Source organism: Streptomyces sp. NPDC006372 (genome assembly GCF_040612515.1).
In the GTDB taxonomy this organism is placed as follows: Bacteria; Actinomycetota; Actinomycetes; order Streptomycetales; family Streptomycetaceae; genus Streptomyces.
Map to the genome: position 1 here is coordinate 476,277 of NZ_JBEXQJ010000002.1, position 23,403 is coordinate 499,679.

Sequence of the window (23,403 nt, forward strand, 5' to 3'; positions counted from 1 at the left end):
GGCTAGGGGGTTTCCGCAGGCTCCTCCGGAGGTGACCAACGACGCCCCACCATGAGGTCCCCCAAGCCCGCCCACGCGAAGTTCATCAGGGTGGCCGCGGCCTGCCGGGCCGTGACGCCGGGGGTGGTGTTGGCCCATGCGGCGAGCGACTCGGCGGCGCCGACGAGCGCCTCGGCGAGGCCCCCGACCTCGCGCTCCGGCAGATCCGGATCATGGTGGGCTTCACGGGCGGCGGCGAGGATCAGCTGGGTCACGAACGCGACGATCTCCTCGCGCATCGCGGTGACCTCGGCGGCGAAGGGCTCGCCGTGGGTACGCGCCTGGAGGTGCAGCACGGCCCAGGCCTCCGGGTTGCGCCCCGTGTGCGTGAAGAACGCGCCCAGCCCTTCCCAGAGTTGCCGGTCGGCGGGCAGATCGCGCCGGACCCCCGCCCGTACCGCGTCGACGAGAGCCGCGGCCTCACGGCGGATGCAGGCGGTGAAGAGGTCTTCCTTGGAGTTCAGGTACAGGTAGACCAACGGCTTGGACACGCCCGCCAGTTCGGCTATCTCGTCCATCGACGCGGCCCGGTAGCCGCGCCGGCCGAAGATCTGCACGGCGGCGTCCAGCATCTGCTGTTCACGGACCGCACGCGGCATGCGCTTGGTCTTCACGGCACCCATGGCGCTTAGCGTACGGTCCCCCTGGCCGGCCCTCGGCCGGGAACCGAAGGGACCGGCCAGGGGGACCGGAGAAGCGTTGGCCGGGAAGTCGGCCGTCAGGCCGCCGCGGGCACCTGCTCGGGCCGCTCGTCGCGCGGCTCGTCCAGGGAGGAACCGTCGGCCGTGGCGTAGGCGTCACGGTCGAGCAGGTTCTCCCGGGCGGAGACCAGGACCGGGATCAGGGCCTGCCCGGCGACGTTGGTCGCGGTGCGCATCATGTCGAGGATCGGGTCGATCGCGAGCAGCAGACCGACGCCCTCCATCGGCAGGCCGAGGGTGGAGAGGGTGAGGGTCAGCATGACCGTCGCGCCGGTCAGGCCGGCCGTGGCGGCCGAGCCGACCACCGAGACGAACGCGATCAGCAGGTAGTCGCCGACACCGAGCTGGATGCCGAAGATCTGGGCGACGAAGATCGCGGCGATCGCCGGGTAGATCGCGGCGCAGCCGTCCATCTTGGTCGTCGCGCCGAACGGCACCGCGAAGGACGCGTACTCCTTCGGCACGCCGAGCCGCTCGGTGACCTTCTGCGTCAGCGGCATGGTGCCCACGGACGAGCGGGAGACGAAGGCCAGCTGGATCGCGGGCCAGGCGCCCTTGAAGAACTGGATCGGGTTGGCCTTGGCGACGGTGGCGAGAAGGACCGGGTAGACCACGAACAGGACGATCGCGCAGCCGACGTAGATGTCGACGGTGAAGGTGGCGTACTTGCCGATCAGGTCCCAGCCGTACGTGGCGATGGCATTGCCGATGAGGCCGACGGTGCCGATGGGGGCGAGCCGGATGACCCACCACAGCGCCTTCTGGAGCAGGCTCAGGACGGACTCGCTCAGGGTGAGGATCGGCTGGGCCTTCTCGCCGAGCTGAAGGGCGGCGATACCGGCGACGGCGGCCATGAAGACGATCTGCAGGACGTTCAACTGGGTGAACGGCGTGATCACGTCGGTCGGCACGATGCCGGTGAGGAAGTCGATCCAGGAGCCGGTGTCCTCGGGCTTCGCACCGTCCTTGGGTGTGAGGCCGGTACCGGCGCCCGGGTTGGTGAGAAGGCCGATGACGAGACCGATGCTCACCGCGATCAGCGACGTGGCCATGAACCAGAGGAGGGTGCGCGAGGCCAGACGGGCCGCGTTGTTGACCTTCCGCAGGTTGGTGATCGAGACCAGGATCGCGAAGAAGACGAGCGGCGCGACGGCGAGCTTCAGCAGCCCGATGAACGTGTCGCCGACCTTCTCCAGGGTCGTGACCAGCCAGGACAGGTCCTGGCTGCGGGCGAGCCAGCCGAGCAGCACGCCGAGGACGAGACCGGCGATGATCTGGGCCCAGAAGGGCACCTTGAAGGATTTCGTGTGTGAGGACACGGACCGACTCCGTTAGGGGACGCGTAGGGGAGCTGACGTGGGAGACGACGGGGTTGGCGTTACGTCAGGGACGATCAGGTAGCGGACGCGCACCGACAGAGATCCACGTGCAGGCGCGCCACGAGCGAGACGCTCTGGGGCGTGTGGGGCGCGACTGCTGACTTCATGACAATCACCTTAACACCTGAACTTTGAGGACCCCAAAGCCTGGCTTTGACAGGCGAAAACGCGGATGCACCCATACAAGGCAAAGCGCCCCGTTTCCGAGCATGTCCGGAAACGGGGCGCTGGACGCCTGTGAGGGGCGTTACGAGGTCTGGGCGCGGGACGTGTCGTCGGCCACGTCGTCCACATCCTCCTGGCTGCGGTTGGCCTCCATGGTGGCCTTCATCCGGTCGACCCGCTGCACGATCTGCACGGACGCCCGGTCCCGCTCCTTGCGCAGCACGATGAAGCTGATCGGCGCGGAGAGCAGCAGCGCGAGCAGCACGACCCACAGACCGTTGCTGTCGCCGAGGCCACGCGGGGCGAGGCCGGAGTAGACGAGACCCCAGACGACCACGAGGCAGCCCACGAAGATCCCGAGGCGCATCAGTGTGTAGCGGAGCATCTCAATCCACTCTTCCGATTCCAAAAAGGGCCACTGTTCAGTGAAGCACGCCCGGAGGCCGATCTTGCAGGGGGGTCGGTTCAGCCGGACAGAGGGTCAGTTCAGCGGAAGGAGCATGATCACGTCGTCCCGGTCGTCGCCCGGAGCGACCCGGATGGCGTCGGGAATCCGCCCGACCTCCTTGTAGCCGCAGGACCCGTAGAACCGCTCGAGCCCGAGCCCGCCCCGGCAGGTCAGCCGGATCGCCTCGATGCCGTCGAGCCCCCGGGCCGCGTCCGCCGCGGCGGCCAGCAGATCACGCCCGTACCCCTTGCCCTGGTGACGCGGGTGCACCATCACCGTGTACAGCCACAGCCAGTGCGCCATCAGCTGGTGCGTGTTGAGGGTGAGGAACGTGGTCGCCGCGACCCGCCCGTCCTCGTCATGACCGACGAGCAGCCGCACCCTCCCCTCCGACGTCGACGCGAAGTGCTTCAGCAGCGACGGCCGGATGTCCTCCCGCGTCACGGGCGGCACGAACCCGACGGCTCCGCCGGCGTTGGAGACGTCGGCCCACAGATCGAGGATGCCGTCGCGCAGCTCGGGGGTGACAGCGGGATCGAGCGTGAAGGTAAGGGGCATACGCGGATTGTAGCTATTACCCCAGCGCTCGCGCCGCCACTGTCAGATCAGACAGCAACCCCCGGTACGCCGCCTCCCGGTCGTCCGCCCGCAGCACCGAGGAGGGATGCACCGTCGGCACCAGCCGCTCCGGTCGCCCGTGGATCTCCTCCTCCAGCACGGTCCCGCGCACCTGCGTGACCCGGAACGAGGACCCGAGCAGCGCCTTCCCGGCGGTGGCCCCCAGTACGACGATCAGTTCCGGCTCCACGACGGCCAGCTCCGCGGCCAGCCAGGGCCCGCACGCGGTCATCTCACGCAGGTTGGGCGCCTTGTGGATCCGCCGCTTACGCGGCTCGGCCTGCGTGAACTTGAAGTGCTTCACGGCATTGGTGACGTAGGCCTCGGCGGGGTCGATCCCCGCCTCCTCCAACGCCCGGTCCAGCAACCGCCCGGCAGGCCCGACGAACGGCTTCCCCTGCCGGTCCTCCTGATCCCCGGGCTGCTCCCCGACGAGCATCACCCGGGCATCCTTGTCCCCCGCACCGAAAACGGTCTGCGTGGCGTCCCGGTGCAGGGGGCAGCCCCGGCAGTCGGCAGCGGCCCGCCGTAGAGCAGTCAGCCCACCCCGACCAGGAACAAAGGGTTCAGCGGTATAGGCGTCCTCAGGCGCCTCGGTGGCAACCATGCCGGCCGAGTACCCACCTCAGGGGCGCGGGGAACTGCGCGACCAGCCCCCACGCACCCGCACGCAAAAACTCAAACCCGCATCGGCTGCGGCGACTCCCGAAGCTCCGGATCAGGCCCGTCATACTCCCGAATGATCTCGTACCGCGTGTTCCGCTCAACCGGCCGAAACCCGGCATCCCGAATCAGATCCAGCAGATCCTCACGCGTCAGCTTGTTCGGCGTCCCGTAATTGTCCGCATCATGCGTGATCTTGTACTCGACGACAGACCCGTCCATGTCATCCGCACCGTGCTGCAGCGCGAGCTGCGCCGTCTGCACCCCGTGCATCACCCAGAAGACCTTCACATGCGGCACGTTGTCGAACAGCAGCCGCGACACCGCGAAGGTCTTCAACGCCTCCGCCCCCGTCGCCATCTGCGTCCGCGCCTGAAGGCGATTCCGCACCTTCCCGTCCTGCATGTCGACGAAGTCGTGCTGGTACCGCAGCGGAATGAAGACCTGGAACCCCCCGGTCTCGTCCTGCAGCTCCCGCAGCCGCAGCACATGGTCCACCCGGTGACGAGGCTCCTCGATGTGCCCGTACAGCATCGTGCACGGGGTCTTCAGACCCTTCTCGTGCGCGAGCCGGTGGATCCGGGACCAGTCCTCCCAGTGGGTCTTGTGGTCGACGATGTGCTGCCGGACCTCCCAGTCGAAGATCTCCGCCCCACCACCGGTGAGGGACTCGAGACCGGCGTCGATCAGCTCGTCCAGGATCTCGGACGCGCTCATCCCGGAGATGGTCTCGAAGTGGTGGATCTCGGTCGCCGTGAAGGCCTTCAGCGAGACGTGCGGCAGCGCGGCCTTCAACTCCCGCAGCGAACGCGGGTAGTACCGCCACGGCAGGTTCGGGTGCAGCCCGTTGACGATGTGCAGCTCGGTGAGGTTCTCCGACTCCATCGCCTTGGCGAGCTTGACGGCCTCCTCGATGCGCATCGTGTACGCGTCCTTCTCCCCCGGCTTGCGCTGGAAGGAACAGTACGCGCAGGAGGCCGTGCACACGTTCGTCATGTTGAGGTGACGGTTGACGTTGAAGTGCACGACGTCGCCGTTCTTGCGCGTCCGCACCTCGTGCGCCAGGCCGCCGAGCCAGGCCAGGTCGTCCGACTCGTACAGCGCGATGCCGTCCTCACGGGTCAGACGGACACCCGCCCTGACCTTCTCCTCCAGCTCGCGCTTGAGCCCGAGATCCATGCCCACACCTTTCTACGAAGACGTCCCCACCGTACGACTACTCGACTACTCCTCTTCGGGCAGCTCCCCGACCCGGTTCTCCCACTTGGTGGAGAGCACGACGGTCGTACGCGTCCGGGAGACGCCCTTGGTGCCGCTGAGCCGACGGATGATCTTCTCCAGGCCGTCCACGTCGGTCGCCCGCACCTTGAGCATGTACGAGTCGTCTCCCGCGATGAACCAGCAGTCCTCGATCTCCGAGAGGTCCCTCAGCCGCTGCGCCACGTCCTCGTGGTCGGCGGCGTCGGAGAGCGAGATGCCGATCAGGGCGATGACGCCGAGGCCGAGCGAGGCGGCGTCGACGGTGGCCCGGTAACCCGTGATGACCCCGGCCGCCTCCAGCCGGTTGATGCGGTCGGTGACACTGGGTCCCGACAGTCCGACGAGGCGTCCCAGCTCCGCGTAGGAGGCCCGGCCGTTCTCCCTCAGGGCCTGGATGAGCTGCCTGTCCACCGCGTCCATTGCGATCGAAGCCTTCCGCTGAAGTAGGTCTGTGATTGTGGTGAGGAGGTCTGGAGGGTGTGGCTCAGCCGGCGCGGTCCGATCCACCGCCGAGCTCACCTTGCCAACGCCGGTAGAGCCGGTGCGGCACGCCCGCCGCGTCGAGTACGCGTCCGGCTACGAAGTCCACCAGGTCCTGGATGTGCGTCGCCCCCGCGTAGAAGGCGGGTGAGGCGGGCACGACGATCGCGCCCGCGTCGTCGAGGGTGACCAGGTGCCGGAGGGTTTGGCCGTTCAGCGGGGTCTCGCGTACGGCCACGACCAGCATGCGGCCCTCCTTCAGGGTCACGCTCGCCGCCCGTTGCAGCAGGTCCTTCGACAGCCCGAGCGCGACTCCGGCCACGCTCGCGGTCGAGGCGGGCACGATCAGCATGCCCTTGGCCGGGTACGACCCCGAGGAGGGCCCGGCGGCCAGGTCGCCGGCGCTCCAGTGGCGCACGGCGTCGACGTCCACGGCGAAGGTGCCCGGCTTCCCGTCCGCGCCCCGGGACAGCCATTCCCGCAGGTCGTTCCGCCAGTGGGCGTCGCGGAAGGAGATGCCGGTCTCGTCGAGCAGGGTGAGCCGGGAGGCCCGGCTCACGACCAGGTCGACGCTCTCCCCCGCCTCCAGCAGCGCACGCAGCACCGCAGCCGCGTACGGCGTACCGGAGGCCCCCGAAACCCCCACGATCCAAGGCGTGCGCTGCGTTTCCCCTGCGTTCACATCTTGAGCGTACCGGTGGACGGGGCGGTCAGACGGTCAGCCCCCGCACCAGCAGGTCGAGCAGCGCGCACACGAACAGGGCGATGCCGATGAAGCCGTTGACGCTGAAGAACGCCCTGTTGACGCGGGACAGGTCGTGCGGCCGGACGATCGTGTGCTCGTAGAGGAAGGCACCCGCCACGACCAGCAGGCCCAGCCAGAAGAACACACCGGCGCCGGTGGCCAGGGCGTACCAGACGAACAGGGCCGTCGTGAGGGCGTGGCAGACGCGGGCGCCCCAGACGGCCGCCGGGATCCCGAAGCGGGCCGGGACGGACAGGACGCCGATCTCTCGGTCGGTCTCGACGTCCTGGCAGGCGTAGATCAGGTCGAAGCCGCCGATCCAGATGCCCACCGCGAGACCGAGGACGACCGCGTCCCAGGACCACTCACCCGTGACCGCAAGCCAGCCGCCCACCGGGCCCATCGCCTGGGCCAGACCCAGGATCGCCTGCGGGAAGTTCGTGAACCGCTTGCCGTACGGGTAGACCACCATCGGAATCACCGCGATGGGGGCCAGGGCCAGGCACAGGGGGTTCAGCAGAGCCGCCGCGCCGAGGAAGACGGCGAGAGCGATGAGCGCGCCCGTCCAGGCGTGCTTCACCGACATCGCGCCCGTCACCAACTCGCGGTGCGCCGTCCGCGGGTTGCGGGCGTCGATCTCCCGGTCGATGATCCGGTTGACCGCCATGGCGAAGGTCCGCAGACCCACCATGCAGACGGTGACGAGCAGCAGCCGCCCCCAGTGGATGTTCTTGTCCAGCTGGAACATGGCCGTGAGTGCGGCGATGTACGCGAAGGGCAGCGCGAAGACCGAGTGCTCGATCATCACCAGGCGCAGGAACGCCTTGGTGCGTCCCGGCTGGGGAATGGCGGCAGAGGCGCTGGTCACAACCCGTACTCCTTCCAGCGGCGGTCGACCTTCGCCGCCGTCTCGGGATCGGACTCGACCATGTCGGGCCAGCCGCCGTCGCGCGTGTAGCCCTCCTCGGGCCACTTCTTCGTCGCGTCGATGCCGGCCTTGCCGCCCCAGAACTGCTGGTAGGAGGCGTGGTCGAGGTGGTCGACGGGTCCCTCGACGATGCTCAGGTCGCGGGCGTAGTCCGTGTTGCCCAGCGCCCGCCAGGCGACCTCGTGCAGATCGTGCACGTCGCAGTCGGAGTCGACGACCACGATCAGCTTGGTCAGCGACATCATGTGCGCGCCCCAGACGGCGTGCATGACCTTCTGCGCGTGCTTCGGGTACTTCTTGTCGATCGAGACGATCGCGCAGTTGTGGAAGCCGCCCGCCTCCGGCAGGTGGTAGTCCACGATGTCCGGCACGATGATCTTCAGCAGCGGCAGGAAGAAGCGTTCCGTCGCGCGGCCGAGGGGCCCGTCCTCCGTCGGAGGCCTGCCCACGACGATCGACTGGAGCAGCGGCCGCTTCCGCATCGTCACACAGTCGATCTTCAGCGCCGGGAACGGCTCCTGCGGCGTGTAGAAGCCGGTGTGGTCGCCGAACGGCCCCTCGGGCAGCATCTCGCCCGGCTCCAGCCAGCCCTCGATCACGACCTCGGCCTGCGCAGGCACCTGGAGCGGGACGGTCTTGCAGTCGACCATCTCGATCCGCTTGCCCGCGAGGAACCCCGCGAACAGGTACTCGTCGATGTCCCCGGGCAGCGGCGCGGTGGAGGCGTACGTCACGGCGGGCGGACAGCCGAAGGCGATCGCGACGGGCAGCCGCTCGCCCCGGCGGGCGGCCACCTGGTAGTGGTTCCGGCTGTCCTTGTGGATCTGCCAGTGCATGCCGATGGTGCGCTTGTCGTGCCGCTGGAGCCGGTACAGCCCGAGGTTGCGGATGCCCGTCTCCGGGTCCTTGGTGTGGGTCAGCCCCAGGTTGAAGAACGACCCGCCGTCCTTCGGCCAGGTGAACAGGGCCGGAAGCTGGTCGAGGTCGACATCGTCCCCGGTCAGCACCACCTCCTGGACCGGCCCGTCCTTCACCTTCTTCGGCGGTACGTGCGTCATCGAGCCGAGCTTCCCGAAGGCCTCGCGCACGCCGACGAACCCGTGCGGCAGCTCGGGCTTCAGCAGCCCGCCGATCTTCTCGGAGATCTCGCCGTACGACTTCAGCCCCAGCGCCTTCAGCAGGCGCCGGTCCGTGCCGAACACGTTCATCGCGAGCGGCATGCTCGCCCCGCGCACGTTCTCGAAGAGCAGCGCGGGCCCGCCGGCCTTCTGCACCCGGTCGACGATCTCCCCGACCTCCAGATACGGGTCGACCTCGGCCTTGATGCGCTTGAGGTCACCCTCGCGCTCCAGCGCCCTGAGCAGGGAGCGAAGATCGTCGTAAGCCATGCGGTCCAGTATCCCCGAGCGGCTACCCTGGCCCTGAACCGCCCACCGCTTTTCGCTGAGAGGCCGCATGCTCCGGGTACTGATGTTCCTCGTGCCGCTGGCGCTGAGCGTGTACGCGTTCATCGACTGCATCAGCACGAAGGACGACGACATCCGCCACATGCCCAAGCCGCTTTGGGCGCTGCTCGTCCTGGTGTTCCCCCTCGTCGGCTCGATCTCCTGGCTCATCGCCGGAAAGAAGCGCAGCCCCGCCGCCGACGGCTGGTCAGGGGTCCGGGGCAACCGCTCCCGGCAGTGGGTGGCGCCCGACGACAACCCCGACTTCCTGAAGTCCCTCGACGACGACAGGGACAAGGACGACGACCCGAGGCGCGACGAGTCCTGAGGGGGTTCTGCGGGGCTTTCGGGAAACGGGTTGCCCTCGGAGACACGCATGGTCGTCAATGGTGTTCACACTGTGACCACCGGCCTTCAGAAGGACGCCATGGAGATCCAGCAGCCACCGGGGCAGTGGGACGTGCCGCCCCCGCCCTCCACTCCACCGCGCGCCATGACCGACGTCGAACTCCGCGTCCACAAGCGCCTGTTATGGGTCGGCGGCGCGGCCTATCCCCTGCGCAACATCGCCCGGGTGTACACGTTCACCCTCCGCCCCAAGCGCAAGGAGGCGGTCTTCCGCTTCCTGTCCCGGACCGGGATCATCGTGGCCGTGGCCATCGGCCTGTCGATCATCGGCGGCCTGATCTCCTTCGCGAGCAGTTCCAGCGGCCCGTACGAGAGTGAGCAGTCCAGCGGCGGCGGCGGACTGATCGTCCTCGTGTGGATCTGCTCCGGTGCGGCGCTGATCTACTTCTTCGTGGAGATGCTCTCCGTCGTCACGGCCCCGTCGCACTACGTCCTGGCCGTCGAGACGGCCGGCCCCTCCACCGCGATGGTGACCAGCCCCGACCCGCAGCACCTGGACCGGCTCGTGGGCTACGTCTCGGGGGCGCTGGAGAACCCTGACACCGAGTTCCAGGTGACGGTGGAGCGCCTGACGATCAACTCACCCACGAACTACCACTTCGGCGACAGCGTGAACATGTACGGCGGCAGCGGGAACACGGGGATCGCGGCATGAGCGGCAACAACTACTACTACGGCGACAACGTCAGCATGCACGGCGGCAGCGGCAACACGGGCATCGTGAAGAACGGCGCCACGGGCGACACCGACCCCGCCCTGCGGCTGGCCCTGGCCGAACTGATCCGCGAAGTCCGGGACTTGCGCGACCAGCTGCCGCAGCCGAGCGCGCAGCTCATCGACGAGTCCCTGCCGGTGCTGGCCGCGGACGCGGCACCCGCGCAGGAGCGGCACCGTGCGCTGATGGCTGTCGCCGCGATCGCCGCGGCCGTCGGGGCCGTGGGCCAGCCGGTCGCGGAGGCGGCCAACAGGATCCTGCAGATGGTGAGCGGGCAGTAGTCAGCGCACGGAGCCGATGAATGCCGCCCAGGCGGACCGGCCTACGACCAGGACCGGTCCGTCAGGGGTTTTGCTGTCGCGGACGGGGACGGTTTCGGGGAAATCGGGGGCTGCTTCGATGCAGTTGCCGCCGTTGGCGTCGCTGTAGGAGCTCTTGATCCACTTTGCGGCGCTGAGTTCGGGCTTCTTCATACTGCTCGTACCTCTCCATCACGACGCTGATCAGAGCGGCGGACTCGGGGGCTGACGGAGCGTCCGCCCTGAGCACATCATAGGAGTGGCTGTGGCGTGCATAGAGGGCCGGATCGTCGTTGAAATGGCCGCGATCCAGGGACTCCGAGTAGACCCACTCATGCCCGTCGGGCAGCTTGATCAGCGACATGGAGCCGCTGGGACGGAACAAGCCGAGGCGACCGGCAGGCGCGACCTGGATACGGATGTTGGGTCGCTGACCGACGCTGAGCAGGTGCGCGCACTGGTCCCTCATCAGGGCCGGGCTGCCGACCACGTTCCGTAGGCAGCTTTCGTCCAGGACGACGATGTACAGCGGGCCGCCCTCCGCCAGGAAGCGTTGCTGGCGGCTCAGCCTGGCTCGCACCCGCTCCTCCAACTCCTCACCACTCACGAGTCGGGAGAACAGCGCTCGGGCGTAGTCCGCCGTCTGCAACAGGCCCGGAATGACACGCTCCTGGTACTCGCGGAGGGCGATGGCCACCTCATCCATCTCAGCCCTGCGCCGGAACCAATCGGGATGCTCCACCTGGGGGTACCAGTCGATCCGCCCCCACAGCCGAGTCAACACCCCACCCGTGCCCAGGAGTTCATCGCACACCTTGGCGAACGAGTCCTGGGGCACACGCGTCCCCGCCTCCACTCGCGCCACGTGCGAACGGTCGCACGGGATCTGCCTGGCCAGGCCCTCCTGCGTGAGCAGAGCCGCCTCTCGGAAGTGCCGCAGCACCTCTCCGAACACGGCGGCCGTACTGGCCCCCGACTCCGCCCCACCGTTCCGTCGGCTCACGGCTCCCCCCCCTCCGTGACAGTGCACCGGTGTCACACGCCAAGCATTGAACCGGACGGTTCCCCTGCGCAACTCTCGATGTACCCAGAGTTACGGAGGTGCAGGGAATGGAACCGGGAACGCTCGTCTACGACCTGGAGTCGCGCAAGGTCGGCGAGTACCAGGACAGAACCGGCCCGTATGTGATGCTGCGCCCGGTCGGCGGCGGCCGGGAGTGGCAGGCGGACCCGGCGAGGATCCGTGAGGCGACCCGGGAAGAGCGACTCCGTGCGGGCGTACGCGCGGCCAATGACCGTTCCAGGGAGGGACTGCCGGCGGATCCGAACCGCCCTCCGGTTCCGGTGCCGGGGTGCGCGGCGTGCGAGGAGTCGGGCGGCCGCAGGATCTTCAGGTACGTGCCGTACTCGATCGTGCAGGACGCGTCGGCCCTGCCCGAGTACGAGGCACGCTGCGTCTCGGGCGAGGACGCGGACTGCGGGGCCGGTTCCGGGCCCTGCTCGGCCCCGGCCGAGGTGGAGGAGTGGCAGCGCAGGCACACCCAGGAGACGAGGCACCTGCGCTACCGCCGCAGCTTCGCCGACTACGCGGTGCTGGAGAGGCAGGGCTGACACAACTGTCGGGGCCACTCGCTTCTTGCCAGTGTCGTGCTTCCGCGGCCTGCCTCAAGGGCGCTTCGCGTCGGCTCCGCCGATCGGCCTGCGGCCGACCCTTGACCCAGCCCGCTCCAGCACGTGAGAGAAGCGAGCGAGCGGCCCAGGAGGAGTGGGTGGCCAACCATGCCTGCGGTCATCAGCCCGTTGCCTTGCCGCTCGGCATCGGGCGGACGCACCCGCGCCTCGCCAGCACGCCGGGTGCGCTCAGCGGCGAGCGGCGGGTGGGTGGCTGGGTTGGTGGGTCGTGCGCGGCAGCAGGGCGGGGGCATGCCCGGCCGGCTGCTTCGGCGGAGGCGGAAAGCAGTGAGTGGAGCGATTGGGCCACTTCAGCCTCACATCAGCCCAGGTAGGCGGGGTCCATGGCGGCCGAAATGCTCCAACTGCCTGCAGAACACCCGTTACCGAGGGACCCTCGCGCCACCGCAGCCCGAACCGGCCACCCGCCGCTGAGCCCACCCAGCGGGCCCCGCCACCGCGCACACCCACCCACCGCTCGCCGCTAAGCCCACCCGGCGTGCCCCACCCTCGCGGAGGCGCCTCCCCAATCCACCGCTCGCCGCTGAGCCCACCCGGCGTGCAGGCGAGGCGCGGGCGCGCTCCCTCTCGCCGGGTGGTTTCTTGAGGGGCGTGAGGGCGGACAGGGTGTGGCCACCCGCTCCTCTCCGGGCCGCTCGCTCGCTTCTCTCCCGTGCTGGAGCGGGCTGGGTCAAGGGTCGGCCGTAGGCCGATCGGCGGAGCCGACGCGGAGCGCCCTTGAGGCAGGTCGTGGAAGCACGACACTGGCAAGAAGCGAGTGGCCCCGAGAGCTCGTCTCAAGTCACCCTGCCAGAAACCCACCCGTCCGGGACGCCCTCACCCTCGACAGCTCCTGCGGGGTCCCCTCCCCCACCAACCGCCCCCCACCGGCCCCTCCCACGGGCCCGAGGTCGATCAGCCAGTCCGACGCGCGCATCACGTCCACGTTGTGCTCGATGGTGATGACGGAGTGCCCCGCGTCCACCAGCCGCTGGAGCACGTCCAGCAGCCGTGCCGTGTCCGCCGCGTGCAGTCCGGTCGTCGGCTCGTCGAGGACGTAGAGGGTGCGGCCGGTTGTCCTGCGGCCGAGCTCCTTCGCGAGTTTGAGGCGCTGGGCCTCACCCCCGGACAGGGTGGGCGCGGGCTGCCCCAGCGGGAGGTAGCCGAGGCCGACGTCCGCCATGCGCCGCAACCGGCCGGCCACGGTGGGCAGGTCGCGGAACACCCCCAGTGCCTCGTCCACCGTCGCCTCCAGTACCTCGGCGATGTCGTACCCCTGGTACCGGACCGCCAGCACCTCGGGGCGGAAGCGGCGGCCACGACACCCGGGGCAGCGGACCTGTACCGCCGGGAGGAAGTGCATCCGTACCGTGAGCACGCCCGCTCCCTCGCAGCGTTCGCAGCGGCCGCCCGGCACGTTGAAGGAGAAGTGGCTCGCCGTCAGGCGTCCCGCGCTGCTCGTGGCGAAGGCCTCACGGATGGGGGTGAAGACGTCCGAGTACGTCGCCGCGTTGGAGCGTGGGACGCGGCTGATCGGCTCCTGGTCGATGAGGACGGCCTTGGAGAGGTGCTCCCAGCCGTCGATTCCGTCGTGCTCGGCGGGTGGTTCGCCCGCTCCGTGGAAGTGGCGGCGGGCGGCCCTGCCCAGGATGTCCAGCAGCAGTGTCGACTTGCCCGAGCCGGACGGGCCCGTGACCGTCACCAGGCGGCTCAAAGGGATCCGTACGGTGAGGTTCTTGAGGTTGTGGGCCCTGGCTCCTCGGATCACCACGGCCGTATCGCTGTCGCCCCGCCCGCGGGAGGTCGGCACGGAGACGAGGCCGGAGAGGTAGGCGCCGGTCAGGGAACCCTCGGTCCGGGCCACCTCCTGCGGTGTGCCCGTGGCGACGATGCGGCCGCCGTCCCGGCCCGCCCCCGGGCCGACGTCCACCACGTGGTCCGCCGCCCGCAGTACGTCCAGGTCGTGCTCGACGACCAGCACGGTGTTGCCCAGGTCACGCAGGCGGCGCAGGACGCCGATCAGGCGGGCGGTGTCGGAGGGGTGCAGGCCGATGGTCGGCTCGTCGAGTACGTAGAGCACGCCCGTCAGGCCGGAGCCGAGCAGCGCGGCCAGCCGCAGCCGCTGGGTCTCTCCGGCGGAGAGGCTGGGCGTGGACTGCCCGAGGGTGAGGTAGCCGACCCCCACCTCCAGCAGGCGCCGTACCCGCTCATCGAGGTCCACGACGACCGGCTCCACGAGCAGCCACTCCTCCCCGGCCGACCGCTCCCTGAGGCCGGTCAGCCAGTCGCCGAGTTCGGTCAGCGGAAGCCGGGCCGCGTCCACGATGGTGAGGCCGTGCACGGTCACCGCCCGGCTCTCCGGGCGGAGCCGCACGCCCTCGCATCCAGGGCAGAGCTGCCTCACCAGCCCCTGCCGTTCTGCCTTTTCGCGGTACTCGGGGTCGTCGGCGCGGTCGCTGTAGCGGCGCAGCAGCGCCGTCGCGACCCCTTCGAAGCGGCCCGCCGACACGGTCGCGGGTGGATCGGTGTCCGGGAAGTGGCGGCGGAACTCGGGGCTTTCCGCTCCGTGGAGCAGCAAGTCCCGTTGATGTTCGTCCAGTTCATCGACCGGACGGTCCGCCTCGAAGACGAAGCCGTAGTGCTCGGCGGCGGCCCGCAGCCTGGGGATGCTCCACTCGGTGAACTTCGTGTTCCAGCCGCGTACCGCGCCCCCGGCGACCGACTTCGCGCCGTCGACCAGGCGCCGGACGTCGGGGCGGATCACCTCGCCGAGGCCGGTGCAGTCCGGGCAGGCGCCCGCGGGCTTGTTGAAGGAGAAGGAGCCCATCACCAGTTCGGGGACGAGGGTGCCGCAGTGCGGGCAGGGCCGCTGCTCGCCCTCAACGTCGTCGTCGGCCACCGTCTCCGTCTCGGCGGCGTCGGCGTACGAGGGCGGGATGCTCTTGCCGCAGTCGGGGCAGGGGCGGCTGCCGATACGGGACCACAGCAGGCGCAGGTACGTGAAGACCTCGGTGACCGTGCCGACCGTGGAGCGCGGGCTGCGGTTGGTGAGGTGCTGGTCGACGCTGATGGACGGGGACAAACCGGAGATCGAGTCGACGGCGGGCTTGCTGACCCAGCCGGTGACCATGCCCAGCGACTCCAGGTACTGCCGCTGGCCCTCCTGGTGGAGGGTGTCGAAGGCGAGGGTGGACTTGCCGGAGCCGGACAGGCCGGTCAGGACGACCAGCTTGTTCTTCGGCAGGGAGAGGGAGACGTTCCGGAGGTTGTGGAGGCGGGCACCGGTGACACGAATGCTGTTGTCCATTCCTTCAAGTCTTCCATTTAAGTGCCGTGTTGAGACTTTTGAGCTGTGAGCGGCACAGAGCCTGGCGTAACCTTCAAATCGATGAGTGACGAACGCCGTCTCCGGCCCGTCGACCTGGCCCGGCTGGCCGGGGTCTCGACGCAGCAGATCCGCAACTACGAGGACGCCGGGGTGCTCCCGCCGGCGGCCCGGACCGCGTCCGGCTACCGCGCCTTCACCGGGCTGCACCGCCGTGCGTTGCTGGCGTACCGGACGCTGCTGAGGGGGTACGGGCCGGTCACGGCGGCGCCGGTGATGCAGGCCCTGCACGCCGGGGACGTCCCGGGCGCGCTCGCGCTGGTGGACGCCGCGCATGCCGCCCTGCACGAGGAGCGGGTGTCGCTGCGGGCGGCGAGCGAGGCCCTTGAGCTGCTGGCGGTGGAGCCGCCCGCTCCGCTGCCCCGGTCCGGCGGGCTGCGCATCGGCGAGGTGGCGGCGCTGCTGGGGGTACGGACGTCGGCGCTGCGGGTGTGGGAGGGGGCCGGGCTGCTGGCGCCCCGGCGTGAGCGCGGCACGGGGTACCGGGTCTACGAGCCCGCGGATGTGCGCGACGCGCGGCTCGTGCAGACCCTGCGCCGCAGTCACTACCTGTTCGACCAGATCAGGCCGGTGCTGGAGGGGCTGAGGAAGGAGGGCAGCAGCGATGCCCTGCGGGCGGCGATCGCGGCGCGGGGGCAGGCCCTGACGGCTCGTAGCAGGGTGATGATCGAGGGTGCGGGCGCCCTCCACTCCTACCTCGACCTGCTGACCGGAGCCGGGATCGAGGACAGCGGCGTCAACTGAGCGCACCGGTCAGGGTTCGTATCGCCGTTCGAGATGCCATCCGTTCCATTGAATTGTGACGACACCCGCTGTCGCCGGTGGCGGGCTCGGCATTCGTTTGGTCGGGTCTATCCCACCTGCGAACGGAGACGTCCTGTGCGAATCACTGATATCCAGCGCTGCGAGGTCCGACCTGGGCGCCTCATCGAATGGACACTCAGTCCGGCGACCGTCGCGACGGCGAAGGCACTGCCGGAGGATTCCAGACCGCCGGCGTACATCCAGGAGTCGCACATCCGGACGGCGCGGTCCGTGCGCGAGGACGGCCTGTTCGTGCCGACCTGGCTGGGTGCGGCGTTCGACATCCCGGGGCGGGCCGATCTCGACGCGCTGGGTGAGGCGCTGCGCGGCTGGACGCTGCGGCACGAGACGCTGCGCAGCGGCTTCCGCTGGGCGGGCGGGCCCGGCGATTCGATCCGCCGCTTCACGCTCGACGCGTCCTCGGTGTCCCTGCACCGCGAGGAGGTCGGCGACTTCACCGACGCGGCGGCCCTGGCCCAGCACCTCCAGGACCGCTTCGACACCACGGCGGACGCCCTGCGCTGGCCCAACCTCATCTACACGGCCGTCGTCCGGGACGACTGCACCAGCGTGTACATGGCCTTCGACCACAGCAATGTCGACGCCTACTCCATCCACCGCATCCCCGCCGAGATCCACGAGCTGTACGAGGCCGGGCTCGCGGGCAAGGCGGTGGGGCCGGAGCCGGTGAGCAGTTACGTCGACTTCTGCGAGGCGGAGCGGGCGGACGCCGACCGGATCGACGCGGACCACGACATCGTCGCCCGCTGGCGGGAGTTCATCCAGCGCTGCGACGGACGTCTGCCGAGCTTCCCGGTCGACCTGGGTCTGGACCCCGAGGGCGGGCTGCCCACGCAGAAGTTCATGCGGGAGATGATGGCGGACGCGGAGGCCGCCGCCGCGTTCGAGGCGTACTGCCGCCCGTACGGCGGGAGCCTGGTGGGTGTCCTCGCGGCCACCGCCCTGATCGTCCAGGAGATCGGCGGCGAGCCGGTCTACCGCACGGTCGTGCCGTTCCACACCCGGGTGAAGTCCCAGTGGTCGGAGTCGGTCGGCTGGTACGTGGGCGGCGCCCCGATCGAGATCCCCATGTCGGAGGCCTCCGACTTCCCGAGCGCGCTGCGCACCGTGCGTGCCGCCCTCCAGGCCAACCGCCGGCTGGCCCGTATCCCGCTGGCTCGCGTGCTGCACCTCCTCGGGGCCGACTTCCGCCCCACCTCCCCCGACCTGTACTCGATCGTCTCGTTCGTCGACACCCGCGGTATCCCCGGCTCCGAGGCGTGGACGGACCAGAAGGCGTACGGCCTGCTCAGGGTCTCCTACGGCGACCAGGTCTGTGCCTGGATCTCCCGCCTCCACGAGGGCCTGTGGTTCGCGGGCCGCTACCCGGACACGGACATCGCGCAGAAGAACCTGCGGCTGTACGTCGAGCGGCTGCGGGACATCGTGACGGGCACGGTCGGGCAGGTCTAGGAGACGGGCGAAGGCCGGTTCCGCCGACTCGGGTCAGCGGAACCGGCCTTCGGTGTGCCGGGGGCTCAGACTCCCGCGTACGAGTGCTTGCCGGAGACGAAGATGTTCACGCCGTAGTAGTTGAAGAGCCAGCAGCCGAAGGCGATCAGGGCCAGGTAGGCGGCCTTGCGGCCCTTCCAGCCGGCGGTGGCGCGGGCGTGCAGGTAGCAGGCGTAGGCGACCCAGGTGATGAAGGCCCAGGTCTCCTTGGGGTCCCAGCCCCAGTAGCGACCCCAGGCGTCACCGGCCCAGATGGCGCCCGCGATGATCGTGAACGTCCACAGCGGGAAGACGGCGGCGTTGACGCGGTAGGCGAACTTGTCGAGGGAGGCGGAGGAGGGCAGCCGCTCCAGGACGGAGGTCGCGAAGGTGCCGGGGGTGCCGCCGCCCGCGAGCTTGGTCTCGTGGGAGTCCTTGAAGAGGTACAGGATCGTGGAGACCGCGCCGACGTAGAAGACCGCGCCGCACAGGATCGCGGTCGAGACGTGGATGTACAGCCAGTACGAGTGCAGGGCGGGGACCAGCTGGTCGCTGGCGGTGTAGAGGACGGTGACCGCGAGACCGAGGTCGAGCAGGACCGTGGTGATGAGGAACAGGCCGAGCCAGCGGACGTTCTTCCGCAGGGCCAGCAGCGTCACGTACACGCCGACGGCGACCGTGGAGAAGGTGATGTTGAACTCGTACATGTTGCCCCACGGCGCCCGCTCCACCGAGGCCGCGCGGGCGATGACCCCGCCCAGCTCGACCAGGAAGCCGAGCACCGTGAGGGAGACGGCGATGCGGCCGTACAGGTCGCCCTGCTCGTCGCCGCCGTGTGCTCCGGGGCCGTCCGGGACGTCCCGCTGACCGGCCGACGCGCGCACGGTGACCTTCGGCCGCTCCAGGACGGCGGTGCCGCCGGCCTGGTTGACGGTGACGGCGGGCCCCTTCTTCGCCTCCGCAGGGTCGGCGGTGAGCGCGGCGGCGGTCTTGGCGACCTTGCTGCGGCTGCCGAAGAGCCATTCGGCGATGTACGCGAAGAAGGCCAGGGTGTAGACGGCCATCGCTGAGTAGATCAGCACATTGCTGATGTTCGCGAGGTTTTCGTTGGTGGCGGCGGCGAGGGTCACTGCTTCTCAGCCCCTTCGGCAGGTACAGAGGTGTCGGTACCCGGCTCCGGATCGGGGTCGGGGGAATCTGCGGGGTCGTCGGCCTCGGGCGCGGCGGGTGTCTCGTCGTAGAGGCTCCCGGCGAGGTCCCCGAGCTCCTCGGGGACCTTGGCGGACTCGCTGCGGCCGAGGCCGGCCATCTCGACGACGGTGACACCGTCGGCGCCTTGGACCGCGCGCACCCAGACGCGGCGGCGCTGGATGAACAGGGAGGCGGCGAGGCCGCCGATGGCGGCGATGGCGCCGCCGAGGGCCCAGCCGCTGCCGGGCGCCTGGACGACCTGGAAGCCGGCCCACTCCTTGATGTCCTTGCCGAAGGTGACCGAACCGGCGCCGTTCGGGAGCTTCATGGTCTCGCCGGGCCGCAGCAGCTTCTTGAACAGCTTGCCCTTGGAGTCCTTGAACTCCTTCATGTTGGTCTTGTCCATCTGGTACACGCTCTGCGGGATGCCGGAGTCGGCCCCGAGGTCGCCGTGGTAGGCGGACAGCGCGAGCACCGGATGGTCCAGGGCGGGGAACTGCGACAGCATCGTGCCGCTGGCGGCGCCGCCGAAGGTGGGCACGAAGAACGCGTTGAAGCCGAGCTGTTCCTTCTTGCCCTGGGGGTTGCGGTAGCCGTCGAGGACCTTGACGGCGCCGGAGGAGGTGACGTTGGCGTCGAGCGGCAGCAGTGGTACGGCGCTGTCGTAGACGACCTCGCCCTTGCCGTCCCGGACGGTGATGACGGGGGCGTAGCCGTGGCTGACCAGGTAGACCTTGGAGTCGCCGATCTCCAGCGGGTGGTTGACCTTGACGGTGTCCTTCTGGTCCTTGCCGTAGGGGCCCGTGCTGTAGTCGAGGGCGGCCTGGTAGGTGCGCGGGGTGCCCTTGTTGGGGCCGGTGCGCTCGTAGGTGCCGGTGAACTTCTTCAGGTTGAAGCTGAACGGCACCAGGTCGTCGGCGGTGAAGAGGTTGCCGGACTTGAAGTCGTCGTACTGGGTGAGGGTGTTGGAGAAGCCGTCGCCCTCCACGACCAGCTTGTTGCCCTCGGACTTGTACAGCTGGCCCCAGGCGAAGGCGACCAGCATCACGATGAGGGCGACGTGGAAGAGGAGGTTGCCCAGTTCGCGCAGGTAGCCCTTCTCGCCGGCGACGGAGTCACCGGTGAGGTGGGCGCGGAAGCGGCGCTTCTTCAGCAGGGCGAGGGCGGCCGTGTGGACCTGCTCGGGTTCGGCCGTGGTGCGCCAGGTGGTGTGGGCGGGCAGCCGGGTCAGCCGCTTGGGGGCGCCCGGCGGCAGGCCGCGCAGCTGGCCCACGAACTGCCAGGTGCGGGGCACGATGCAGCCGATGAGGGAGATGAACAGCAAGATGTAGATCGCGGAGAACCACACCGAGCTGTAGACGTGGAACAGCCCGAGCTTGTCGTAGACGTCGCCGAGGGTGGGGTTGTTCGTGCGGAAGTCGGCGACCTTCGTCTCGTCCTGGCCGGACTGCGGGATGAGGGAGCCGGGGATCGCGCCGAGGGAGAGCAGCAGGAGCAGCAGGAGAGCGACCCGCATGGAGGTCAGCTGCCGCCAGAACCAGCGGGCCCAGCCGATGACGCCCAGGGAGGGCAGGTGGGGCGGCTCCTCCGTGGGGGCGGTGGAGAGCTGGGCGCCGGCTTCGCCCAGGTCCTGGTTCTCGGCGGCGGACGGGGCCGGGCCGGAGGCGGTGGTCTTGCTCATGGATCAGATCCCCACAGTGAATCCGGCGGACCAGGACTGCATGTGCTGCACGAGGGTGTTCCAGACGCCCGTCAGCAGGAGCAGACCGGTGATGATCATCATGGTGCCGCCGAGCCGCATCACCCAGACGTAGTGACGCTTGACCCAGCCGAAGGCGCCGAGCGCCTTGCGGAGGGCGACCGCGGCGAGCACGAACGGCACACCGAGGCCCAGGCAGTACGCGACGGTCAGTATGGCACCGCGGCCCGCGCTGGACTGCTGCGAGGACAGGGCGAGCACGGAGGCGAGGGTCGGGCCGATGCAGGGGGTCCAGCCGATGCCGAAGAGCGCACCGAGCAGGGGCGCGCCGACCAGTCCCGTCACGGGCCTGCGGTGGAAGCGGAACTCGCGCTGGCTCATCCAGGGCATCAGCCCCATGAAGAACACGCCCATGAGGATCATGAGCGCGCCCAGCACCTTGGACAGGACGCCCTGCTCCTGCTGGAGCGTCGCCCCGAAGTAGCCGAAAAGGGCGCCGCCGGACACGAACACGACGGTGAAGCCCACGACGAACAGGGAGGCGCCCGCGACCATCCGGCCGCGCCGGGCCTCGGCGAGGTCGGTGCCGGTGACGCCGGTCACGTAGGAGAGGTAGCCGGGGACCAGCGGCAGTACGCACGGCGAGAAGAAGGAGACCAGCCCGCCCAGCAGCGCCAGGGGCAGCGCCGCCAGCAGGGCGCCGTTGAGCACGGTCTGGTTGGGGTCGGTGGCCGCGGCGAGGAGGGTGACGTCGGTCACGTCACTTCTCCGCGACGACCGGCTTGAGCATCTTCAGCAGCCGTTCCTCGCTGAGCGCGGAGAGCGAGCGGGCCGCGATCTTGCCGTTGCGGTCGAGGATGAGGGTGGAGGGGATCGCCTGCGGGTTGAGGGTGCCCTTGTCGAAGCGCAGCAGCAGCTTGCCGGTCGGGTCGTAGAGGCTGGGGTAGGTGATGTCCCAGTCCTTCTCGAAGGCGAGCGCGGCGCCGGTGGAGGTGTCCCGGGTGTTGATGCCGACGAACTGCACGCCCTTGCCGGCGTACTCCTTGGAGACCTTCGCGAAGTACTTGGCCTCGGCGCGGCAGGGGTTGCACCAGGAGCCCCACACGTTGAGGACGACGACCTTGCCCTTGTAGTCGGCGACGTCGAGCGTCTTGCCGGCGATGGTCTTGCCGGACAGGTCGGGGGCCGGGGTGCGCTCGCCCTTGGCGACGGTGGAGATGCCGTCGGTGCCGGTGACGAAGTTGGTGTTGCCGCCCCCGCCGGAGGTGCCGCCGGAGCCGCACGCGGAGGCGAGCAGCGCGGCCACGGCCGCGCCGGCGGTCAGGGCGGCACGGCGGCGGAAGCGGCGGGTGCGGTTCGAGCGCAGGGGGGCGCGGCTGGCGGCACTCATGTGAAAAGTTTCGCATGCCCGTTCTGAGGCTCTCGCCCACCCCCCTTGCGGGTGGAAAACCGCATTTCAGGCGGCGTTCCGCGAGGGCGTCCCGGCCCCCTGCGGGGTCTTCTCGACGAACCCCTTCCAGCCCCCGGCCGGTTGCTGCCCGACCTCGAGCGTCCGGAGCTTCGCGAGGACCTCGGGCTTCTGCACGTCCAGCCAGTCGGTGAACTGCCGGAAGGAGACGAGACGCACATCCGCACCCTTCTCCTTCTCCCGCGCGATGTGCTTGAAGGCCTCCTCGACGGCGTCCATGTAGATGCCGCCGTTCCACTGCTCGAAGTGGTTGCCTATGAAGAGAGGCGCCCGGTTTGTCTCGTATGCCCGCTTGAATCCCTGGATGTACGCCTGGGCCGACTGCTCCCGCCAGCCCGGGTAGTTGTGCGCCGGCGCCTTCGTGCTGTTCAGGGACTGGTTGGCCAGCATGTTGTAGTCCATCGAGAGGACCTCGAAGCCGCGGCCGGGGAAAGGTATCTGCTGGAGCGGAAGATCCCAGATGCCCTGCCGCTTCACGGGCCACACCTGGCGGCCGCCGGGCGAGGAGGCGTCGTAGCGCCAGCCGAGCTCGCGGGCGGTGGGCAGCAGGTTGTCCTGGCCGAGCAGGCAGGGCGTACGGCCGCCGACGAGCTCCTTGTCGTAGTCGAACGGCAGCGACGGCAGGTCGGTCCAGCCGGAGTTGGTGCGCCACTCCTTGACGAAGGACTTCGCCTGGTCTATCTCGCTGCGCCACTGCTGGGGCGTCCAGTTCTTGACCGAGCCGTGGGTCTCGCCGCAGAAGTGCCCGTTGAAATGGGTGCCTATCTCGTGGCCCTCCAGCCACGCCCGGCGGACGTACTTCAGGGTCGCCTTGACGTGGTCGTCCGTGAGGTAGCCGATGTCGGAGGCGCCGCGCGGGTTGTTCGGCGGGTCGTAGAGGCGCTTCTTCGACTCGGGCAGCAGGTACAGCCCGGACAGGAAGAAGGTCATGCTCGCGCCGTGCTCCTTGGCCAGGTCCAGGAAGCGCGGGAAGAGACCGTTGCCGACCTCGCCGGCGCCGTCCCAGGAGAACACGACGAACTGCGGCGGTGTCTGACCCGGCTCCAGCGGCTCGGGCTTCGCGGGCTGGTGGGGCTGCTTGCCGGTGTAGGCGGTGGAGCCGTCGCCGATGGGCCGGGCGGCGGGCTTGGGCTTGGAGCCGCCCTGGGGAGAGTCCTTGGAACCATCGGCGTGACTGGAGTCATCCGACCCGGTGAGGCCGCCGCAGCCGGCGAGCGAGACGGCGGCCGCGGCTCCCGCGCCGATTCCGAGCATTCCCCTGCGGGAGTAAGGGCGCATGGCATCCCCGTTCGTCACGTTCTCTGGTGGTCACCCAGTCAGAGGACGTGACGGACGGGGAGGTTCCTTCGAAACCTGCAAATTTCGCAACGAAGGGATCAGAAGCGAACAGAAAGGGTTTAC

23 protein-coding genes and 1 pseudogene are annotated in these 23,403 nt (G+C 69.4%); 6 read left to right on the top strand and 18 right to left on the bottom strand.

The features are described from left to right. Positions 1-2 precede the first annotated feature (2 nt). The 10 genes from ABZ016_RS06625 to ABZ016_RS06670 all read right to left on the bottom strand — a co-directional run bounded on the left by ABZ016_RS06625 (position 3) and on the right by ABZ016_RS06670 (position 8,814). Complete coding sequence (locus tag ABZ016_RS06625) at positions 3-662, bottom strand: TetR/AcrR family transcriptional regulator (RefSeq protein ID WP_356915409.1); 660 nt, start codon at positions 660-662, stop codon at positions 3-5. A 95-nt stretch (positions 663-757) separates the two neighbouring features. Then, a complete protein-coding gene (locus ABZ016_RS06630; RefSeq protein WP_356915410.1) occupies positions 758-2,059 on the bottom strand; it encodes a dicarboxylate/amino acid:cation symporter in 1,302 nt (433 codons plus the stop codon). A gap of 307 nt (positions 2,060-2,366) precedes the next feature. Then, positions 2,367-2,669 carry a DUF4229 domain-containing protein gene (locus ABZ016_RS06635; RefSeq protein WP_356915411.1) on the bottom strand — a complete coding sequence of 101 codons (303 nt, stop codon included), beginning with the start codon at positions 2,667-2,669 and terminating at the stop codon, positions 2,367-2,369. Between the two features lie 96 nt (positions 2,670-2,765). Then, positions 2,766-3,290: a GNAT family N-acetyltransferase gene (locus ABZ016_RS06640; RefSeq protein WP_356915412.1), complete on the bottom strand. Its 525-nt coding sequence runs from the start codon at positions 3,288-3,290 to the stop codon at positions 2,766-2,768. A gap of 16 nt (positions 3,291-3,306) precedes the next feature. After that, the gene (locus ABZ016_RS06645) at positions 3,307-3,957 is read right to left on the bottom strand and encodes a UdgX family uracil-DNA binding protein (protein ID WP_356915413.1); all 651 of its coding nucleotides are present in this window, start codon (positions 3,955-3,957) and stop codon (positions 3,307-3,309) included. A gap of 71 nt (positions 3,958-4,028) precedes the next feature. Next, entirely contained in the window at positions 4,029-5,192 is a 1,164-nt protein-coding gene (mqnE, locus tag ABZ016_RS06650; protein WP_356915414.1) for an aminofutalosine synthase MqnE, read from the bottom strand. A gap of 45 nt (positions 5,193-5,237) precedes the next feature. Beyond that, complete coding sequence (locus ABZ016_RS06655; protein WP_356915415.1) at positions 5,238-5,693, bottom strand: Lrp/AsnC family transcriptional regulator; 456 nt, start codon at positions 5,691-5,693, stop codon at positions 5,238-5,240. A 64-nt stretch (positions 5,694-5,757) separates the two neighbouring features. Then, on the bottom strand, positions 5,758-6,435 hold the full coding sequence (locus tag ABZ016_RS06660; RefSeq protein WP_356915416.1) for a UbiX family flavin prenyltransferase: 678 nt from the start codon (positions 6,433-6,435) through the stop codon (positions 5,758-5,760). 28 nt (positions 6,436-6,463) lie between these two features. Beyond that, the gene (gene mqnP / locus ABZ016_RS06665; protein WP_356915417.1) at positions 6,464-7,366 is read right to left on the bottom strand and encodes a menaquinone biosynthesis prenyltransferase MqnP; all 903 of its coding nucleotides are present in this window, start codon (positions 7,364-7,366) and stop codon (positions 6,464-6,466) included. Further along, positions 7,363-8,814, bottom strand: a complete 1,452-nt coding sequence (locus tag ABZ016_RS06670; protein ID WP_356915418.1) for a menaquinone biosynthesis decarboxylase — start codon at positions 8,812-8,814, stop codon at positions 7,363-7,365. The genes mqnP and ABZ016_RS06670 overlap by 4 nt, the downstream gene beginning before the upstream one ends. A gap of 67 nt (positions 8,815-8,881) precedes the next feature. Between ABZ016_RS06670 and ABZ016_RS06675 the strand changes: the two genes are divergently transcribed. From ABZ016_RS06675 to ABZ016_RS06685, 3 genes are all read left to right on the top strand, one after another. Further along, positions 8,882-9,199: a PLD nuclease N-terminal domain-containing protein gene (locus ABZ016_RS06675; protein ID WP_356915419.1), complete on the top strand. Its 318-nt coding sequence runs from the start codon at positions 8,882-8,884 to the stop codon at positions 9,197-9,199. 72 nt (positions 9,200-9,271) lie between these two features. Then, complete coding sequence (locus ABZ016_RS06680; RefSeq protein ID WP_356915420.1) at positions 9,272-9,934, top strand: DUF6232 family protein; 663 nt, start codon at positions 9,272-9,274, stop codon at positions 9,932-9,934. Next, the gene (locus tag ABZ016_RS06685) at positions 9,931-10,275 is read left to right on the top strand and encodes a hypothetical protein (RefSeq protein ID WP_356915421.1); all 345 of its coding nucleotides are present in this window, start codon (positions 9,931-9,933) and stop codon (positions 10,273-10,275) included. The genes ABZ016_RS06680 and ABZ016_RS06685 overlap by 4 nt, the downstream gene beginning before the upstream one ends. Here the strand turns inward: ABZ016_RS06685 and ABZ016_RS06690 are convergent. Together ABZ016_RS06690 and ABZ016_RS06695 are read right to left on the bottom strand one after the other, a co-directional pair. Continuing rightward, positions 10,276-10,383: pseudogene (locus ABZ016_RS06690) on the bottom strand (DUF397 domain-containing protein); the annotation flags it as partial. Beyond that, positions 10,337-11,296, bottom strand: a complete 960-nt coding sequence (locus ABZ016_RS06695; protein WP_356915422.1) for a helix-turn-helix transcriptional regulator — start codon at positions 11,294-11,296, stop codon at positions 10,337-10,339. The pseudogene ABZ016_RS06690 and the gene ABZ016_RS06695, both read right to left, overlap by 47 nt. 107 nt (positions 11,297-11,403) lie before the next feature. Between ABZ016_RS06695 and ABZ016_RS06700 the strand changes: the two genes are divergently transcribed. Next, complete coding sequence (locus ABZ016_RS06700; RefSeq protein ID WP_356915423.1) at positions 11,404-11,904, top strand: hypothetical protein; 501 nt, start codon at positions 11,404-11,406, stop codon at positions 11,902-11,904. An 862-nt stretch (positions 11,905-12,766) separates the two neighbouring features. Here ABZ016_RS06700 and uvrA read toward each other — a convergent pair. Then, complete coding sequence (gene uvrA, locus ABZ016_RS06705) at positions 12,767-15,271, bottom strand: excinuclease ABC subunit UvrA (protein WP_356915424.1); 2,505 nt, start codon at positions 15,269-15,271, stop codon at positions 12,767-12,769. 81 nt (positions 15,272-15,352) lie between these two features. Between uvrA and ABZ016_RS06710 the strand changes: the two genes are divergently transcribed. Together ABZ016_RS06710 and ABZ016_RS06715 are read left to right on the top strand one after the other, a co-directional pair. Then, a complete protein-coding gene (locus ABZ016_RS06710; protein WP_356915425.1) occupies positions 15,353-16,093 on the top strand; it encodes a MerR family transcriptional regulator in 741 nt (246 codons plus the stop codon). A 135-nt stretch (positions 16,094-16,228) separates the two neighbouring features. Beyond that, on the top strand, positions 16,229-17,626 hold the full coding sequence (locus ABZ016_RS06715; RefSeq protein ID WP_356915426.1) for a condensation domain-containing protein: 1,398 nt from the start codon (positions 16,229-16,231) through the stop codon (positions 17,624-17,626). 65 nt (positions 17,627-17,691) lie between these two features. Here the strand turns inward: ABZ016_RS06715 and ccsB are convergent, their stop codons facing one another. The 5 genes from ccsB to ABZ016_RS06740 form a co-directional block, all read right to left on the bottom strand. Next, positions 17,692-18,774, bottom strand: a complete 1,083-nt coding sequence (gene ccsB, locus ABZ016_RS06720) for a c-type cytochrome biogenesis protein CcsB (protein WP_356915427.1) — start codon at positions 18,772-18,774, stop codon at positions 17,692-17,694. Next, positions 18,771-20,516 carry a cytochrome c biogenesis protein ResB gene (locus tag ABZ016_RS06725; protein ID WP_356915428.1) on the bottom strand — a complete coding sequence of 582 codons (1,746 nt, stop codon included), beginning with the start codon at positions 20,514-20,516 and terminating at the stop codon, positions 18,771-18,773. Before ABZ016_RS06725 ends, ccsB begins: the two co-directional genes overlap by 4 nt. A gap of 3 nt (positions 20,517-20,519) precedes the next feature. Then, the gene (locus ABZ016_RS06730; protein ID WP_356915430.1) at positions 20,520-21,293 is read right to left on the bottom strand and encodes a cytochrome c biogenesis protein CcdA; all 774 of its coding nucleotides are present in this window, start codon (positions 21,291-21,293) and stop codon (positions 20,520-20,522) included. Between the two features lies 1 nt (position 21,294). Next, positions 21,295-21,924, bottom strand: coding sequence for a TlpA disulfide reductase family protein (locus tag ABZ016_RS06735; protein ID WP_356915431.1), 630 nt, complete (start codon positions 21,922-21,924; stop codon positions 21,295-21,297). Positions 21,925-21,990: 66 nt separating this feature from the next. Then, entirely contained in the window at positions 21,991-23,280 is a 1,290-nt protein-coding gene (locus ABZ016_RS06740) for a polysaccharide deacetylase family protein (protein ID WP_356915432.1), read from the bottom strand. Positions 23,281-23,403 lie beyond the last annotated feature (123 nt).

Coding starts and splice junctions, on each gene's coding strand:
- mqnE (WP_356915414.1), bottom strand. CDS start 5,192: ATGGATCTCGGGCTCAAGCGCGAGCTGGAGGAGAAGGTCAGGGCGGGT.
- ABZ016_RS06725 (WP_356915428.1), bottom strand. CDS start 20,516: ATGAGCAAGACCACCGCCTCCGGCCCGGCCCCGTCCGCCGCCGAGAAC.
- ABZ016_RS06700 (WP_356915423.1), top strand. CDS start 11,404: ATGGAACCGGGAACGCTCGTCTACGACCTGGAGTCGCGCAAGGTCGGC.
- ABZ016_RS06675 (WP_356915419.1), top strand. CDS start 8,882: ATGCTCCGGGTACTGATGTTCCTCGTGCCGCTGGCGCTGAGCGTGTAC.
- ABZ016_RS06685 (WP_356915421.1), top strand. CDS start 9,931: ATGAGCGGCAACAACTACTACTACGGCGACAACGTCAGCATGCACGGC.
- ABZ016_RS06625 (WP_356915409.1), bottom strand. CDS start 662: ATGGGTGCCGTGAAGACCAAGCGCATGCCGCGTGCGGTCCGTGAACAG.
- ABZ016_RS06655 (WP_356915415.1), bottom strand. CDS start 5,693: ATGGACGCGGTGGACAGGCAGCTCATCCAGGCCCTGAGGGAGAACGGC.
- ABZ016_RS06640 (WP_356915412.1), bottom strand. CDS start 3,290: ATGCCCCTTACCTTCACGCTCGATCCCGCTGTCACCCCCGAGCTGCGC.
- ABZ016_RS06710 (WP_356915425.1), top strand. CDS start 15,353: ATGAGTGACGAACGCCGTCTCCGGCCCGTCGACCTGGCCCGGCTGGCC.
- ABZ016_RS06635 (WP_356915411.1), bottom strand. CDS start 2,669: ATGCTCCGCTACACACTGATGCGCCTCGGGATCTTCGTGGGCTGCCTC.
- uvrA (WP_356915424.1), bottom strand. CDS start 15,271: ATGGACAACAGCATTCGTGTCACCGGTGCCCGCCTCCACAACCTCCGG.
- ABZ016_RS06740 (WP_356915432.1), bottom strand. CDS start 23,280: ATGCGCCCTTACTCCCGCAGGGGAATGCTCGGAATCGGCGCGGGAGCC.
- ABZ016_RS06735 (WP_356915431.1), bottom strand. CDS start 21,924: ATGAGTGCCGCCAGCCGCGCCCCCCTGCGCTCGAACCGCACCCGCCGC.
- ABZ016_RS06645 (WP_356915413.1), bottom strand. CDS start 3,957: ATGGTTGCCACCGAGGCGCCTGAGGACGCCTATACCGCTGAACCCTTT.
- ABZ016_RS06670 (WP_356915418.1), bottom strand. CDS start 8,814: ATGGCTTACGACGATCTTCGCTCCCTGCTCAGGGCGCTGGAGCGCGAG.